At 61.2% G+C, this 14368-nt stretch carries 13 protein-coding genes; 7 read left to right on the top strand and 6 right to left on the bottom strand.

Features of this window, described 5'->3' with window-relative positions; translation table 11 throughout:
• Positions 1–372 precede the first annotated feature (372 nt).
• The 3 genes from istB to OUY36_RS11480 form a co-directional block, all read right to left on the bottom strand.
• On the bottom strand, positions 373–1176 hold the full coding sequence (gene istB / locus OUY36_RS11490) for an IS21-like element ISPst3 family helper ATPase IstB (RefSeq protein WP_013983804.1): 804 nt from the start codon (positions 1174–1176) through the stop codon (positions 373–375).
• Positions 1169–2668 carry an IS21-like element ISPst3 family transposase gene (istA, locus tag OUY36_RS11485; RefSeq protein WP_267938161.1) on the bottom strand — a complete coding sequence of 500 codons (1500 nt, stop codon included), beginning with the start codon at positions 2666–2668 and terminating at the stop codon, positions 1169–1171. Before istA ends, istB begins: the two co-directional genes overlap by 8 nt.
• Before the next feature lie 92 nt (positions 2669–2760).
• Positions 2761–3225 carry an HAD family hydrolase gene (locus tag OUY36_RS11480; protein ID WP_267934384.1) on the bottom strand — a complete coding sequence of 155 codons (465 nt, stop codon included), beginning with the start codon at positions 3223–3225 and terminating at the stop codon, positions 2761–2763.
• Positions 3226–4493: 1268 nt separating this feature from the next.
• Here OUY36_RS11480 and OUY36_RS11475 point away from each other — a divergent pair.
• Genes OUY36_RS11475 through OUY36_RS11455 form a run of 5 tightly spaced genes read left to right on the top strand, consistent with a single transcriptional unit; the run spans position 4494 to position 6341 of the window.
• Entirely contained in the window at positions 4494–4898 is a 405-nt protein-coding gene (locus tag OUY36_RS11475) for a DUF6957 family protein (protein ID WP_011914493.1), read from the top strand.
• On the top strand, positions 4898–5212 hold the full coding sequence (locus OUY36_RS11470) for a hypothetical protein (RefSeq protein ID WP_003291462.1): 315 nt from the start codon (positions 4898–4900) through the stop codon (positions 5210–5212). Before OUY36_RS11475 ends, OUY36_RS11470 begins: the two co-directional genes overlap by 1 nt.
• Positions 5213–5265: 53 nt before the next feature.
• Positions 5266–5640 (top strand): hypothetical protein, encoded by a 375-nt coding sequence (locus tag OUY36_RS11465; RefSeq protein WP_080505063.1) that lies wholly within the window; start codon positions 5266–5268, stop codon positions 5638–5640.
• A gap of 48 nt (positions 5641–5688) precedes the next feature.
• Positions 5689–6192, top strand: coding sequence for a 3'-5' exonuclease (locus OUY36_RS11460; protein WP_326491932.1), 504 nt, complete (start codon positions 5689–5691; stop codon positions 6190–6192).
• Positions 6090–6341 (top strand): 2Fe-2S iron-sulfur cluster-binding protein, encoded by a 252-nt coding sequence (locus OUY36_RS11455; protein ID WP_226033825.1) that lies wholly within the window; start codon positions 6090–6092, stop codon positions 6339–6341. The genes OUY36_RS11460 and OUY36_RS11455 overlap by 103 nt, the downstream gene beginning before the upstream one ends.
• Before the next feature lie 618 nt (positions 6342–6959).
• Here OUY36_RS11455 and OUY36_RS11450 read toward each other — a convergent pair.
• Positions 6960–8333 (bottom strand): solute carrier family 23 protein, encoded by a 1374-nt coding sequence (locus tag OUY36_RS11450; protein ID WP_042909937.1) that lies wholly within the window; start codon positions 8331–8333, stop codon positions 6960–6962.
• Between the two features lie 108 nt (positions 8334–8441).
• A complete protein-coding gene (locus tag OUY36_RS11445) occupies positions 8442–10100 on the bottom strand; it encodes an acyl-CoA synthetase (protein ID WP_042909936.1) in 1659 nt (552 codons plus the stop codon).
• A gap of 193 nt (positions 10101–10293) precedes the next feature.
• Here OUY36_RS11445 and OUY36_RS11440 point away from each other — a divergent pair, with 193 nt between their 5' ends.
• Complete coding sequence (locus OUY36_RS11440) at positions 10294–12564, top strand: PAS domain-containing sensor histidine kinase (protein ID WP_079282612.1); 2271 nt, start codon at positions 10294–10296, stop codon at positions 12562–12564.
• Positions 12564–13199 (top strand): response regulator transcription factor, encoded by a 636-nt coding sequence (locus OUY36_RS11435; protein WP_042909934.1) that lies wholly within the window; start codon positions 12564–12566, stop codon positions 13197–13199. The genes OUY36_RS11440 and OUY36_RS11435 overlap by 1 nt, the downstream gene beginning before the upstream one ends.
• A gap of 4 nt (positions 13200–13203) precedes the next feature.
• Here OUY36_RS11435 and OUY36_RS11430 read toward each other — a convergent pair whose 3' ends face one another.
• A complete protein-coding gene (locus OUY36_RS11430) occupies positions 13204–14217 on the bottom strand; it encodes an AraC family transcriptional regulator (RefSeq protein ID WP_042909933.1) in 1014 nt (337 codons plus the stop codon).
• Positions 14218–14368 lie beyond the last annotated feature (151 nt).

The raw sequence follows: 14368 nt of genomic DNA, 5'->3' as shown, positions 1-14368 counted from the left end.
GATAATTCCGATAGTCGCGCGGGAGTGGGTACTAAGCATGACTTCCGACCGCATGAGGTGCTCCGAGAAATGGGTGGATTCCCGGACAAGGTTACTCAGAGCTCGGAGTGCTCAGTATTTGGCAAACAAATGAATTTTGATGCATTGTGATGCTTTTAGAGAGCCACTTAGCACCATGTGTTGGCGCTGATGGAAAATTGACCCACCCTGCCGATTGAAATTTGACCCAGGGCGGATTGCTGATTTTGTTACCAGCAACTGTGGATAAGTCTACCAGCGCAGCTGCTTTTGAACCCACTCCCTCGCTGTCCCAGTTCAGCTGTTGAAGACCTGCCACATGCAGCCATGCAGCAGGCCGTCGTCACCATGAAATCAGAACGACTCATCGTCCTCCGGTTCCTGGCCGCCCTTACGCTTTCGCTCCCGTGATTTGATCTTGGCCTGGGCCGCCAAGCTACTGTGTTGCAGGCGATAGGACTCGTTACCGGTTTCGACGATGTGGCAGTGGTGGGTCAGCCGATCCAGCAGGGCGGTGGTCATCTTGGCGTCGCCGAACACGCTCGACCATTCGGCGAAGCTCAGGTTGGTGGTGATCACCACGCTGGTGTGTTCGTACAGCTTGGACAGCAGGTGAAACAGCAACGCACCGCCAGCCTGGCTGAACGGCAGATAACCCAGTTCGTCGAGGATGACCAGATCCATGCGCAGCAGTGCCTGGGCGATCCGCCCGGCTTTGCCGTCGTGTTTTTCGCGCTCCAGCAGATTGACCAGATCGACCGTGGAGTAGAAGCGCACGCGCTTGCCATGCCGGGTGATGCCGGACACGGCCAGCGCGGTGGCTAGGTGGGTTTTACCGGTGCCTGGCCCACCGATCAGCACCACGTTCTGCGCGGTGTCGGTAAAGGCCAGGCTGGCCAGCTCGCTGATCAGGCGTGCGTCGGCGCTAGAGGCGTTGAAATCGAAGCTGGCCAGATCGCGGTGCATCGGCAGCTTGGCCATGTTCATCTGGTGGCTCACCGAGCGCATGGCGCGATCTGTGTGCTCTTGTTCCAGCAGGTGTTCGAGCAGCCACTTGGACGAGGCTGTGTTCGACTCACCCTGTGCAGTTAACTCCGCCCAGGCCGTGGCCATGCCGTGCAGGCGCAGCTCCTTGAGTTCCGCCATCAAATCACGCATGACCGACCTCCTCGGCCTGGCCACGCAGGCGGTCGTAGCGCGCCGTGTTAGCGACGGGGGCTTCCTTGAGCGACAAGTGGGTTTCGACGCTGGGTGGTGGTTCGGTCGCGGCCAGGCGCGCCACGACATTGAGGATGTGTTCGGCGCTCAGGCTGCCGCTCTCCAGTACCAGCTCAACGGCTACCAGCACGGCATCGAGCCCGGCGACCGGTACGGCAGCCAGAACTTGCGCCATGATCCGGTCACCGCCGGCATGACGCCCCAGACCGTGCTTAAGCTGACGCAGCGGCGCCGGCAGATCAGCAAAGGGCGCGCCGTTGCGCAGCGCACCGGGCTTGCGTTCGATCAGCGGGAGGTAGTGCTGCCAGTCATAGCTGACCTGGTCGCGATCCAGCAAGCGGACATGGCTGGCGATCAGCGCGTCGTCAGCCACCACCTCGATTCGCGTCGGATACAAACGGCTGCTGACCCACTTACCCGCGTACTCACACGGCACCGAGTAGCGGTTGCGCCCGACGCTGACCAAGCAGGTGCTGGAGACCCGCGCAGGCCGCTCGACGTAACCGTCGAATGGCGCTGGCACAGGCATCAGTTCAGCGCGCTCCAACTCAAGCACTTCGGCCACACTCAGCCCGCTGTATTGAGGGTGCGTCAGCTCGTTCCAAAGCGCGCGGCAGCGCTGGCCCAGCCAGGCATTGAGTTCCTCGAAGGAGTGAAAATGACAGTCCTGGGCGTCTAGCCAGATGCGCCTACGGCTGTCTTGCACGTTCTTTTCAACGATGCCCTTTTCCCAACCAGCGGCGACGTTGCAGAAGTCCGGATCGAACAGGTAATGCGCGCACATCACCGCAAAGCGCGCATTCACCGCCCGGCCTTTGCCCTTATTGACCTTGTCGACGGCGGTCTTCATGTTGTCGTAGATGCCCCGGCGCGGCACGCCGCCCAAGGCGCCGAACGAGCGTGTATGGGCGTCAAATAACATCTCATGGCCCTGGCTCGGATACGCCACAAGCCAGAACGCACGGCTGGCACACAGCTTCAGATGTGCCACCTGCATACGCCGGTAAATGCCGCCGACCAGCAAGTCTTCCTCGCTCCAGTCAAACTGAAACGCCTCGCCAAGAGCAAAGGTCAGCGGCACAAAGGCCTGCGACGCCTTGCCCTGTCCCCCTCGCCAGGCACGGATAAACGCGGTGAGCTGGCTGTAGCCACCGTCATAACCTTCGGCTTTGATTTGCGCCAACAGCGCCTTGGCACTGCGCCGCTGTTGCTTGGGCCGCAGCGAATCGGCTTTTAGCGCCTGCTCCAGCGTGGCGTGAAAAGGGCTGAGTTTGTTGAAGATCGCGCGGCGTTGGTAGACCGGCGGCTTGGCCTCAGGTGCTCTGACCCACTTGCGAATCGTGTTGCGCGCCAACCCGGTGCGCTTGGCTATCTCATGCAGCGACAGCTTGTCGCGGAAATACATCCGGCGGATTTTGCCCATCATTTCCATACTGATCACCCTGTGTTCTCCTGCTCAAAAATTGAGCAGAAGCAGTTGAACACCTGGGTCAGTTTTCAGTCGGCAGAACAGCCTCTACTGGGTCAGTTTTCGGTCAGCGGCAACACGCAAATCCAACTGTAGATGGTGGGTTCGGGCTTCATTACGCCTAAATCACAGCTAAATGCATATGCGTCTAGCATGGGGTAGCAACGCAGGACGGCTTGCCGGTACGGGAAAGCCAAATTCGAGCAAACACCGATTCGAATGCCTTGCTCTTGGAGCAGTTTCACCGCTTCGAGCCCGTCAGGATATGCCTCAACGGCTGCGATCTCTTCTGCCAGGACAGTTTCCAGAGTGCTCAATTGTTCAGGGCTTGCAGTGATCCCCAAATGCGCTGCGGCTTGCGTCAACGTTATCGCAGATTTCATCAGGAAAGACGCGTCGTCCGGGCGGGGGCGCCGCCCATGCGCCTTTCCGATCTTCATCAACTGTCGGTACGGATGCGACCCATCTTGAATCTTTATCAGTGTCCCGAAAGCATCAAAAATGACGGCTTGTATGGTCATTAGACATCCCGTCACGACAGGGTATCGAAGGCTGGCGCATTCAACCGACGTGCTTGATTGGCCCCGAATACTTCGCTATAGCATGATTATTGGTTACTAGGATGAAGCCTTCCGAAGCTGCTTGTCCAATGAGCATCCGATCAAATGGGCGCTGTGAAGGAGAGGCGAGGCCGCAGCCTTAATGGCGTGTCGGCTGGTCATGGACAGCTCCTTGTAGTCGCCGTCCAGAAGAGACCTTCTTAGTACTCCTGAATCGAACTGAAAGCTGGCTTTGCTCATCGCGTTTTTGGCCGATTTTCCAGCTGCTAGCGGCGCTGATGAACAGCTCATTGGCGCGATCCTCGATCATCTCCACAGCCCCGAGTTAGCTAACCTACTTAGTCTATCCCCTCGTTGGAGGGGCAGCTGTCATGGTCAATTGCAGGCTGTAAATAATTGCGGTTTTTCCGTGACGCTGCGGTTATATGAAATTATGGCTCAGCCATAATTATTGCTGAGCCATAATTTTCATCATTTTGTGGCCTCGCCGTACAGCTCGACGCGTGGCGCGCTTCGTGCGTGCACTAGATGGGTAGCTAGGTGTTAGTGAGCAGATCTCAGCGTACGCAGACTTTCTCGAACCTGCCCCTCGCTACAAATTACTCAGATCATCCGCTTTCGTTTGCAATTTAAGCAGTCGCGAGGAGTCGCGGTACCCTTCCGCGTCACCGACGCGCCTCGCTTGTGGTGATTACCAACGGTGCGAAATTTCAAAATTCGAAAAGAAGACTCCGAGCCGGTTGGATCAGCTTCGCATCGTCCGTGGAGATATGTCTTGATCTCAAATAGTCATTGACCGCGCCCAGGGTAAGTCCGATAAGGATTATCTTCTTGCTCTTCTGGTGCATGAGTTCTGGCAATCCTTGTCAATATATACGTATTACAAATACCGACGGTCAGTGGTTGGCTTTTTCTTTTCTAAAAGTGCTTGACGGGCGGTCGTTGGAGCTGGATTATTTTATTGCATTGGTTTCAGGTTGCTGTTTTTTGTCCAATACTGAGCGTAGTGGGGCGACGCCATAGGCTTGCATTGATGAATAAAGTACTTAGTTTAATAATGGAGGTTGATGGGGTTGCGCTGTTCGCCTTTTAGACTCAGGCCATATATCAAAAGTCAGAACTGACGCTCATTGGGAAGCAAGCTTTTCATACTTGGTAATTTTGTCAAGGTAGGGAAGTTTTGCCCAGATTCTGCCTCTAGACATCTATGGTTCAGATAGAGAGACGGTATGGACGATTTAAAGAAAATATCTCATTTGTTATACGCCCCGGGTGAGGTAATGCCTGGTATCGAGATGTCGTTAGCAGAAGCGTGCGCGCGTGGTTCAGCGGCTGCGTTGCATGACGAGGTGCCTTTCTGTGTTGTGCGTGACTGGATCTGGATCGATCTCATCGTGCCTGACGCGATACGAGAAACGTTACAGGCGTCCGGGCAACAGCCCGCGATGGTGTATGCCGGCCGCGTGTTGTACGACAGTGCCAACCGTTTCCAAGAGGGTGACTGGGTGCGTACAACACAACTGATTGAGTTTGCCGATGGGTGCATTTTCAGAACGCGCAATACGCGATATGTGCTTGCTGGCCCAGGGGCTCGCAAAAGCGCCGAGCTCACTACTGTGTTGAAGATTTTTTGATGCGTAGACAGATATTGGCGGGCATGGACGTACCAGACAACCGACACCCCGATGTGCCTTGCGACGTCTGTGGTACCTCCATGCGAGTGCCTGGGTACGGCGAACAGTTCGGTGTGCTGCAAGCGCACTGGGGATACGGCGCGCGACATGACGGTGAGCGTTATCGCGTACGGATGTGTGAAACCTGCTTCTTCATGACCTTGGCGTATTTGCGACAGGAGCGACGCATACATCATTTGTTTGGCGACGCCCCGCAGCATGAAGACTACAAGTTTGGGCGTATTGCTCGAGACGATTATTGGTTGGACAGCTAGCCGTTAGTGGGGGGGAGGCAACGAGTTTTGATCCGAATTTGGGTGCTGACGTGATGGGTTCAACTAAACGAAGTATCAACCAAGCACGTGATGTATCTGGCGCGTTGTCGCGAGCAATGGATATGTCTTTTGGTAGGGAAGTTACGGCGTATCTCACGGACGCTTATTTAATCGCAGGCTGTTGTATCGGCGTGGTTCATCGTCACGTGCGGGCGGATGTGTATGGAAGGTTTCAGGACGGTCACCGGGTTCGGACCTCCGATGTACTGAAAGCTCATGAGCAAGGCGGGTTTTGGGCGCTGTTTACCGCCACGGGCAGCTTGTACGTTATTGTGACTTTCAAAGAAGACGGCGGGCGTCTGTCACTGGATTGGCTGTTGGCACAGAGGGCAAAAGGCTTACACGCAACCCCGGTAACGATTCAGTGATCCGTTTCTCGTGTCACTACTATAAAACGGAGCCCACGGTCCGTGCTGATGCTCGTAGGTTTATATCCTCTGAGGAAAAGAAGGGCGGGTGTCATGCAGGTAAAGCGTTGGGGACAACTTGATGCGCTTCGTCAACAACTTGGCGAAAGTCGCTGGTTACTTTGCGTGGATCTGGAAGCGACTTGCGATGACTACCCTGCCGACCTAAACGAGGCGGCCCGGAACGCTCACGTATTGGAGGTCCAGCGCGACGAGATGGAGACGATCGAAATTGGCATCGGGCTGTTGGATGTTCAGTTGGAGTACAGGATTGTCGATCATTTCGGACAGTTTGTCTGGCCGCTACTTCGCCCCACGCTAACTGAGTTTTGCACGGGGCTGACCGGCATATCTCAATCTGACGTCGATACTGCAAAGCGTTTCGCGGAGGTACAAGATCAGCTTGGTGAATGGCTGAGGCCGCGAAATACAGAAGGCTGGCGCTGTGCCGTGGCGGCGGCTGCGGTGTGTGCAAGGTGCAGATCACCCAGGGCAGCTACGAGGCGAAGGTGATGAGCCAGGCCCACGTCAGCGCCGAGGAACAGGCGCAGGACATAGTGCTAGCCTGCCGGATCATGCCGCACAGCGACATTTGCCTGCAGGTGCTCGGCAAGATGAAGGAGCGCGTATGCGCCCGAGCGGCGCCAGTTTCGGAAGCTTAAGGACCGAGGCGGCCGCTGCAAGGCTAATGGACCACACCGTTGTTTCTCGTTTTCTTGCATGGCCATTCGGTCTGGACGAGCTCCCTAGTACCGGGTGCTTACGTTATAGAGGCTGCTATGGGGGTACCGACGAGAACTCGCGCCATCAACTCTTGGATCAATCGAGGAAGGCCCGGCGGGTCTATAGAGATTCACGAGGTAGCTGCTCAGATTGTTGACATTCAGGCACTCCTCGACGCTGCGCGTGAAGTGCTAGGCGGACGTGATTTCGGGATTGAGCGACTAGAACAGGCGTTGCTGTTCTCCCAGCAACTGCCCCTATTTCAACAGGACCAACAGGACCAACAGGAATCATCGCTGGCGTCTTGGCTGAACACGATGTTGCGCGACGTCCTTGGGGGCGCGCATATCATCGTGGAACGAGGAGCTGCGTTGATTCATCACCTCCAGCCAGCCTTCCAGAGTCGACGGTTAGCCCTTCCTTCTCGCGGCTGTTGAGCCGGGCGCCGCGGAAGGTTGTTGCAATGGCCTGCTGTAGTTGTTCATCAGGACTGGCTTTTCTAGTCGCCCGCACTGGCCACGCGGACCAATGCGGGGAGGTTTGGGGGCGGGCGGCGGTCAGTCGGCTTCGCTGGGGCGCTGGGCGCGCACCCCGGGGGAGGCGAAGCGCAGCAGGTGGGTGCGCTCGATCAGCAGGTACAGCACGGCGCCAGCGGCCAGGCCCCAGCCCGCGCCGTACACCGCCAGCACCACACCCATGGTGCCGGCGATACCGCGTTCGGCGTTGTTGTTGAGCTGCTCGAAGCCGACCATCAGGCAGATGTAGCCGGTGAGGATCAGCGTCAGCGACAGGGCGATCGGCAGCACCGGCTGGAAGAAACTCACCAGCGGCAGGACGAACAGCGCGAGAAAGCCGGTGATCCAGAAGGTGCCGGCGCCGCTGTAGATCGACTCCATCGCCTTGCGGCCGTACTTGTAGCGCTCGGCCATGGTCGCCGCCACGGCCGTCCACAGCGGGCCGGCCAGGCCCGGGTAGGGCGCGAAGAAGGCATGCAGGGCGTTGCGGATGGCGCACACCAGGTGGATGCGGTCGACGTTGATCTCGATCTTCTCGTCGGTGCGCAGCTCGTCGGCGCGCTGCATCAGCGACTGGCCGACGATGATGTCGCCGAAGGCGATGATGTAGGCGATCACCGCGGTGGGCACCGCCAGCATGAACACCTGGGCGTCGGGGAAGCCGGCGGTGAAGGGCAGGTACTGCCAGAGCTGGTCGAAAGCCGGCGCGGTGATGCCGAAGCGCACGTCCGGCATCCTGTACTCGCCCACCGCGATGCCGGCGACGATGGCCACGATCATCCCCGGGACCATGCCGTAGTTGACGATCTTGCGCGCCAGCGGCACCCGCTCGGTAAGCCCGCGGAACGACACCGAGAACATCAGGTACAGGCAGATCAGGCTGCCCAGCACCAACGAGATCGGCGTGTTGGCCAGGCGCCCGCCGGTCTCGATCTCGCCGATCAGCGCGGCGATGCCGGCGCCGATGATGATCCCGCCCTTCATCGAGTTGGGCACGATGCGCACCATCACGCTGCCCAGGCGCGTGACCCCGAGCAGGAAGAAGATGACGCAGACCAGGATCTGCAGCGCGAACAGCGCGCGGATCGCCTCCGGCCCCGGCTCGAAGTTGCCGAGAAACAGCAGCACCACCGGGATGCCGGGGGTGATCCAGCCCGGCACCAGCGGCACGCCGAGCAACGCCGGCAGCATGAAGCCGATGCCGCACACCACCACGTAGGCCAGCGCCACCTCGTAGGGCAGGCCGAGGTATTTCTCCAACAGCGGGATCATGCCCAGGCTGACCACGAACATGATCAGCGCCTGGAGCATCTCCGCGGTTTCCCAGCGGTAGTGCACGAAGGGCAGGCGAAGCTTGAACGGTCCGGCCTTCCAGCAGGGTTGTTCATCGCCGTCGTTACGTTTGTACAGTTGCATGGAGCCTCCGTTGACGCCGCGTGGCGCCTTCTTGTTGTTGTGAACGGATGCCGCCGGCAGCCGCCATCCCTGCAACGGGATGGCAGTACCAGGCAGAAAAAAGAGGGGTCAGGCCAGATTGCGCAGAGGTGCAGGCTGGGGTGGCGACAGGTCGCGTGCCCGTTCGCGCAGGACGTACTTCTGGATCTTGCCGGTCGAGGTCTTGGGCAGCGCCCCGAATATGACGGTGCGTGGCACCTTGAACGAGGCCAGGTGCTCGCGGCAGAAATTGATGATGGCGTCTTCGTCGACGGCCTGGTGATCGGCCTTGAGGTTGATGAAGGCGCAGGGGGTTTCGCCCCATTTCTCATCCGGTCGAGCCACCACGGCAGCTTCCAGCACGGCAGGATGGCGGTACAGCACACCTTCGAGTTCGATGGTGGAAATGTTCTCCCCGCCGGAAATGATGATGTCCTTGAGCCGATCCTTGATCTCCACGTAGCCGTCCGGGTGGCAGACGGCCAGGTCGCCGGTATGGAACCAGCCACCTTCGAACGCTTCGGCCGTTGCACTGGGGTTCTTCAGATAACCCTTCATCACCGTGTTGCCGCGCATGAAGATCTCGCCGATGGTCTGGCCGTCGCGCGGGGTCGGCTCCAGGGTTTTGGGATCGGCCACCATCAGCCCTTCCAGGGTCGGGTAGCGCACGCCCTGGCGTGCCTTGATTTCCGCGCGCTCCTCCAGAGGGCGTTCGTCCCATTCGGCATGCCAGGCGCAGATGGTGACCGGCCCATAGACTTCGGTCAGGCCGTAGACATGCGTCACCTTGATGCCCATTTCCTCGACTGCGCCGATCACCTTGGCCGGCGGCGCGGCGCCGGCGACCATGGCGTGCACGGGGTGGTCGATGGCGGCTTTGGCCGAAGCGGGCATGTTGACCAGCGCATTGAGCACGATCGGCGCGCCACACAGGTGAGTGACCTGATGCTCGCGAATCAGCCCGAGAATCTTCTGCGGGTCGACGCGGCGCAGGAACACATGGACGCCGGCCAGCGCGGTAATCGTCCATGGGTAGCACCAGCCGTTGCAGTGGAACATCGGCAGCGTCCAGAGATACACCGGATGGTTGCCCATCGCCCAGGTCATCTGGTTGCCCAGCGCGTTCAGATAGGCGCCGCGGTGGTGATAGACCACGCCCTTGGGGTTGCCGGTGGTGCCGGAGGTGTAGTTGAGGCTGATCGCCTGCCACTCGTCTTCCGGCCACTGCCAGGCGAACGCCGGGTCGCCTTCGGCGAGCAGCGCTTCGTAGTCGAGGCTGGAAACCGGCTCGCCTTCGCCGTACTCGGGGTCGTCCACATCGATCACGAGCGGCGGGTGATCGAGCATCCCGACGGCCGCGCGCACGACCGAGGAGAACTCGCGGTCGGCGATCAATACCCGGGCCTCGCCATGCTGCAGCATGAAGGCAATGGCTTCGGCATCCAGTCGTACATTGAGCGTATTGAGCACCGCGCCGATCATGGGCACGGCAAAATGGGCCTCGAGCATCGAGGGGATATTGGGCAGCATCACCGCGACGGTATCGCCCTTGCCGATACCACGCCCGGCCAACGCAGAGGCCAGGCGTCGGCAGCGCATGTAGGTTTCGGCCCAGGTGCGACGGATCGAACCGTGGATCACGGCGGGGTAATCGGGATAAACGCTGGCGGTGCGCTCGATGAAGCTGAGCGGACTGAGGGCAACATGGTTGACTGCGGCGGGCGCAAGGCCCTGTTCGTAGATGGTCATGCAAGACACCACTTGGCTGATTATTAGCTCTTGTTCTGCATCGCCTGGGAGCTTCTCCCGGGCGGCTTGCAAATCTTATAGATCAGTCGGAAGGCATATGGAAGTATTGCTGGGCGAATATGGTAATACTCCTATATCTATTTCCGTGCGGGCCAGGGGGTTTCTCCCGGCCAACCTTTCAGACGGATTGCTTATGAGCACAACTCCCGTTCGCCTTCACACCTGGCTGCGTCTGCAGCGTGAACAGGTAGCGCTCGACGCGCGCGCCGATGCCCTGTGCCGGGTGCTGCGCGGCTGCGCCGGGGTACGCCAGGCGTACTACATGACCTGGCAGGCCGGTGCCGGCATCTACACCCATGAGGGCAGTGGCGCACAGCTGCCTCCCGGCCTGGGTGATCCGCTGCAGGCCAGTGATCGCCTGCTGCATGAGCGGCTCGGCGGCGAGGGCCTGCTCGACCTCGCCGTTGTCCGTGGGCTGGACTGCTGGCTTGCCGGCCGCCTGCGCCGGGCAGGTATCGTTCAGGGCGCCGTGCTGGCGCTGGATCTGGATGAAGCCGTACCCGGGTTGTTGCTGCTTGCCACCGATGGCGATGTCGGTCCCTGCTCGCTGAGCTGGGTACGCGAGCTGTTGCTCAGCCTGCTCGCATGCGCGAGCGGCCTGGCGCGTCAGTCGCCGTTGCTCGGCCTGGATCCGCAACCGAGCCTGCTGCTGGACGAGCACGCGTATCCCGTCGAGCTGAACGCTGCCCTGCTGGCGCTGCTGGCCGATCGCCCTCTGGATGAGCTGCTGCGCTTTCTGCCCGTCAATCACGCCGCGCTGGTCGGCGCTTGTCTGGCGCAACAACGGGCTATCGAAGGGGTGGAGGCCGAATACGACCAGCGCATCCTGATCTGGACCTTTGTTCCCGACCCCGCGCAGAACCGGGTGCTCGCGCGCTGTCGAGAGGCGACCGCACAGGTCCTGGCCGAGCGGGATGCGGCACGCGCCCGGCGTCTGTATCGGCTGATCACCGAAAACACCACCGACCTGATCTCCCGGCACGCGCCCGATGGACGCTTTCTCGACGCCTCGCCAGCGGCCTGGCGGCTGCTCGGCTATTGGCCGGAGCAGTTGCGTGGCCAGCTCGTGGAAACGCTGTTCCACCCCGAAGACCGGGCCCAGTTGCCGGCGCGCAGCCGCGACGCGCTGGAGGTGGACGGCTATCACACGATGACCTACCGGGTGCGCCATCGGGATGGTCACTACCTGTGGTTCGAGACCGCCAGCCATGCCATCCGCGAGACCTATACCGGCGCGGTGGTCGAGGTGGTCAGCGTGTCGCGCGAAATCACCGCGCGGGTGCAGGCCGAAGAGAACCGCCGGCGTCTGGCCGAGGTGGTGGAAGTAAACACTGACCTGGTGTTGTTCATCGATGCCGAGGGGCGGGTGACGTATCTCAATCCGGCGGCAAGGCGAGCGCTGCGTCTGCAGGATGGGCAGATGCCGGCGCTCGATGCGCTGTTCGATACCGAGGTACTGGCGCTGCTGCACGGAACCGGCCGCACGACCGCCGAGCGCGAGGGCGTCTGGAGCTGCGATTCGCGTCTGCTCGCACAGGACGGCGGTGCCTCGGTGCCGATTTCCCTCGTGCTGCTGGCGCATCGGACGACCGGCGGCGAGCGTTATTACTCGCTGGTGGCCCGCGACATGAGCGAGCGTGAGCTGCGCGAGGCGCAGCAGCGGCGCCACCAGGACGAGCTGGCGCATACGGGGCGCCTCATCACCCTCGGCGAGCTGGCATCCGGCATCGCGCATGAGATCAACCAGCCGCTCGCGGCGGTGGTCAACTACGCCAGCGCCAGCCAGCGCTACCTGCAGAGCCTGGGGCAGAATCCGCAAGCAGCCGAGCGCGTGGCCCAGGGCCTGGAGCGGATTACCGAGCACGCCAACCATGCCTCGGAGGTGATCAAGCGCTTGCGGGCGTTCCTGCGCAAGGGGCAGCGGCGCATGCAGCCGCTCGATGTCGCCGAGGTCGCGCGCGACGCGGTGCGCCTCTGCGCGTGGGAGACCGCTGCCGCCCAGGTGACCGTCGAGCAGGTGCTGGCCGCCGACCTGCCACGGGTCTATGCCGACCGCGTGCTGCTCGAGCAGGTCTTGATCAACCTCTTGCGCAATGCGATAGAAGCGAACCGCGAAGCCCACCCGGGGCAGCCGTCGCGTATCGTATTGCGCGCCGAGCGACAGGCCGATGAGGTGGTCCTGGCCGTTGCGGACCAGGGCCGTGGGTTGGATGAGCAGGAACTCGAGCAGGCCTTTACGCCGTTCTTTACCCGCAAGCCGGACGGTCTCGGGCTCGGGTTGCCGATGAGCCGCAGCATCATCGAGGGGTTTGGCGGCGCGTTGCAGGGCCAGCCGGGCGAGAACGGAGGGCTCTGCATGCGCTGTTGCCTGCCGATCAAGACAATAACAACAGAGGAACGCTGATGAGCGATGCTCACGAGCAGGTGGTGTATATCGTCGACGACGACCAGGGCATGCTCGACTCGACGGTCTGGCTATTGGAGTCGGTGGGGTTGTCTGCCAGGCCGTTCATCGGCGGGCGGGAGTTTCTCGAAGCCTGCAATGGCGCGGATAACGCCTGCGTGCTGTTGGACGTCAGGATGCCGGGTATGGGCGGTCTGCAGGTTCAGGAGGCCATGCGCGCGCGCGGGCTGCAGTTGCCTGTGATCTTCGTCAGCGGCCATGCCGATGTGCCTATCGTGGTTCGCGCATTCAAGGCCGGCGCGGTGGATTTCATCGAGAAGCCCTACAACGAGCAATTACTGCTCGATAGCGTGCAGCAGGCACTCAGTCGTCAGGAACGTGCCGGCGGCACCGGCGAGCACGTCAGCCTGCAGGCCCGCCTGGACAGCCTGACCCCGCGAGAGCGCGATGTACTGCTGCCGCTGGTGCAGGGCTACACCACCAAGGAAATCGCTCGCCAGCTCGACATCAGCATCAAGACCGTCGACCTCTATCGGTCCCGGGTGATGAAGCGCATGCAGGCCGAGCGCCTGGCCGATCTGGTCGGCATGGCCGTAGCGGCACGCCTGGTGGATCCGCTGCGCTTGCGCGGCTAGGCGTTCAGGCCCGCGCTGCTTCCCGATAGGCGCGTGGGCTGTCGCCGGTCCACTGACGAAAGGCACGGGTGAAAGCCGAAGGTTCGGAGAAACCGAGACGCTGGGCGATTTCACTGATCGGCAGCCCAGCCTGACTGAGGTAGTGGATGGCCAGGTCGCGGCGCAGGCCATCCTTGAGCGCCTGGAAGCGGGCACCTTCGAGGGCAAGACGCCGCCGCAGGGTGCGCTCGGTGATATGCAGCGCCGCTGCCGCGGCTTCGATACCGAGGTCCCTGAACGCGCCATCGTATTGGAACAGGTCACTGACGCTGCGCGTGAAGGCGGCCTGGTAGGACGGGCGCGTGAACCATTCCAGCGGCGCCCGCCGCAGGTGTTCACGCAGCGTGGCGGGCGTCTGGACCACCGGCATGTCCAGGCATTGAGGGTCGAGCACCAGGCGGCAATCGGGCATCGAGAAGCGTGCCGGGCAGGGAAACATCAGCCTGTACTCGGCATGGTTGGCCGGTTGCGGGTAGTCGAAGTGCACCTCCCGCAATCCGATGCGCTGGCCCACCAGCCAGCTGGCGAAACGATGCCAGAGCAGCATGAACACTTCCCGCAAGAGATGCTCCGGGTCATGCTCCGGATCGGCCAGGCGCATCACGAAAGCGGTTTGCCCGCCATCGGCGGTCAGCTCCAGACGCAGCGAATCGTTGACCAGATTGTAAAAGCGCGCCATTCGGTAATAGACCGAGGCCAGGCGACGACAGCCGATGACCTGGCGGGCCATCAGGGCGAACACACCGTGGCGGCTACGGGAGGGCGCAAGGCCCATGAATTCGTCGTCGCCAACGCGCCATAGCGCCAGCATCAGCCGGCTGAACTGCAGTGAGGTCATGCGCATCTGCGCGTTGTCGAGCAGGCGCTGGCCGATGCCGGCTTCCTGCAGCAACGCCTGTTCGTCGAGCCCACTGCGCTGCGCCGCCTTGATGGCGCTGCAGGCGAAGTGGACCGAAATGCTGTAGCCCTCGTAAGACATGTGAGGCTCTCGGATTGTCCGTTTATGTCAAGTATTAGTCAGCTTTGGTTATGGCTGGCGCCTGCGTGAGCGGCGAAGCTAGCGGCGCTTTACGAACGAGCGAGCGGCGACGTGCTCGGCTGGTGCAGTGGCCGGCTCGAGGCCTTCCTGC

Source organism: Stutzerimonas sp. R40042, from assembly GCF_026642215.1.
Taxonomy (GTDB): Bacteria; Pseudomonadota; Gammaproteobacteria; order Pseudomonadales; family Pseudomonadaceae; genus Stutzerimonas; species Stutzerimonas frequens.
Note: the sequence above shows the minus strand (reverse complement) of the source record. Positions and strands in the feature narration are given on the sequence as shown.

Coding starts and splice junctions, on each gene's coding strand:
- OUY36_RS11440 (WP_079282612.1), top strand. CDS start 10,294: ATGAGCACAACTCCCGTTCGCCTTCACACCTGGCTGCGTCTGCAGCGT.
- OUY36_RS11460 (WP_326491932.1), top strand. CDS start 5,689: ATGCTCGTAGGTTTATATCCTCTGAGGAAAAGAAGGGCGGGTGTCATG.
- istB (WP_013983804.1), bottom strand. CDS start 1,176: ATGCGTGATTTGATGGCGGAACTCAAGGAGCTGCGCCTGCACGGCATG.
- OUY36_RS11450 (WP_042909937.1), bottom strand. CDS start 8,333: ATGCAACTGTACAAACGTAACGACGGCGATGAACAACCCTGCTGGAAG.
- OUY36_RS11435 (WP_042909934.1), top strand. CDS start 12,564: ATGAGCGATGCTCACGAGCAGGTGGTGTATATCGTCGACGACGACCAG.
- OUY36_RS11445 (WP_042909936.1), bottom strand. CDS start 10,100: ATGACCATCTACGAACAGGGCCTTGCGCCCGCCGCAGTCAACCATGTT.
- istA (WP_267938161.1), bottom strand. CDS start 2,668: ATGGAAATGATGGGCAAAATCCGCCGGATGTATTTCCGCGACAAGCTG.
- OUY36_RS11430 (WP_042909933.1), bottom strand. CDS start 14,217: ATGTCTTACGAGGGCTACAGCATTTCGGTCCACTTCGCCTGCAGCGCC.
- OUY36_RS11465 (WP_080505063.1), top strand. CDS start 5,266: ATGGGTTCAACTAAACGAAGTATCAACCAAGCACGTGATGTATCTGGC.
- OUY36_RS11475 (WP_011914493.1), top strand. CDS start 4,494: ATGGACGATTTAAAGAAAATATCTCATTTGTTATACGCCCCGGGTGAG.
- OUY36_RS11480 (WP_267934384.1), bottom strand. CDS start 3,225: ATGACCATACAAGCCGTCATTTTTGATGCTTTCGGGACACTGATAAAG.
- OUY36_RS11470 (WP_003291462.1), top strand. CDS start 4,898: ATGCGTAGACAGATATTGGCGGGCATGGACGTACCAGACAACCGACAC.
- OUY36_RS11455 (WP_226033825.1), top strand. CDS start 6,090: ATGGCTGAGGCCGCGAAATACAGAAGGCTGGCGCTGTGCCGTGGCGGC.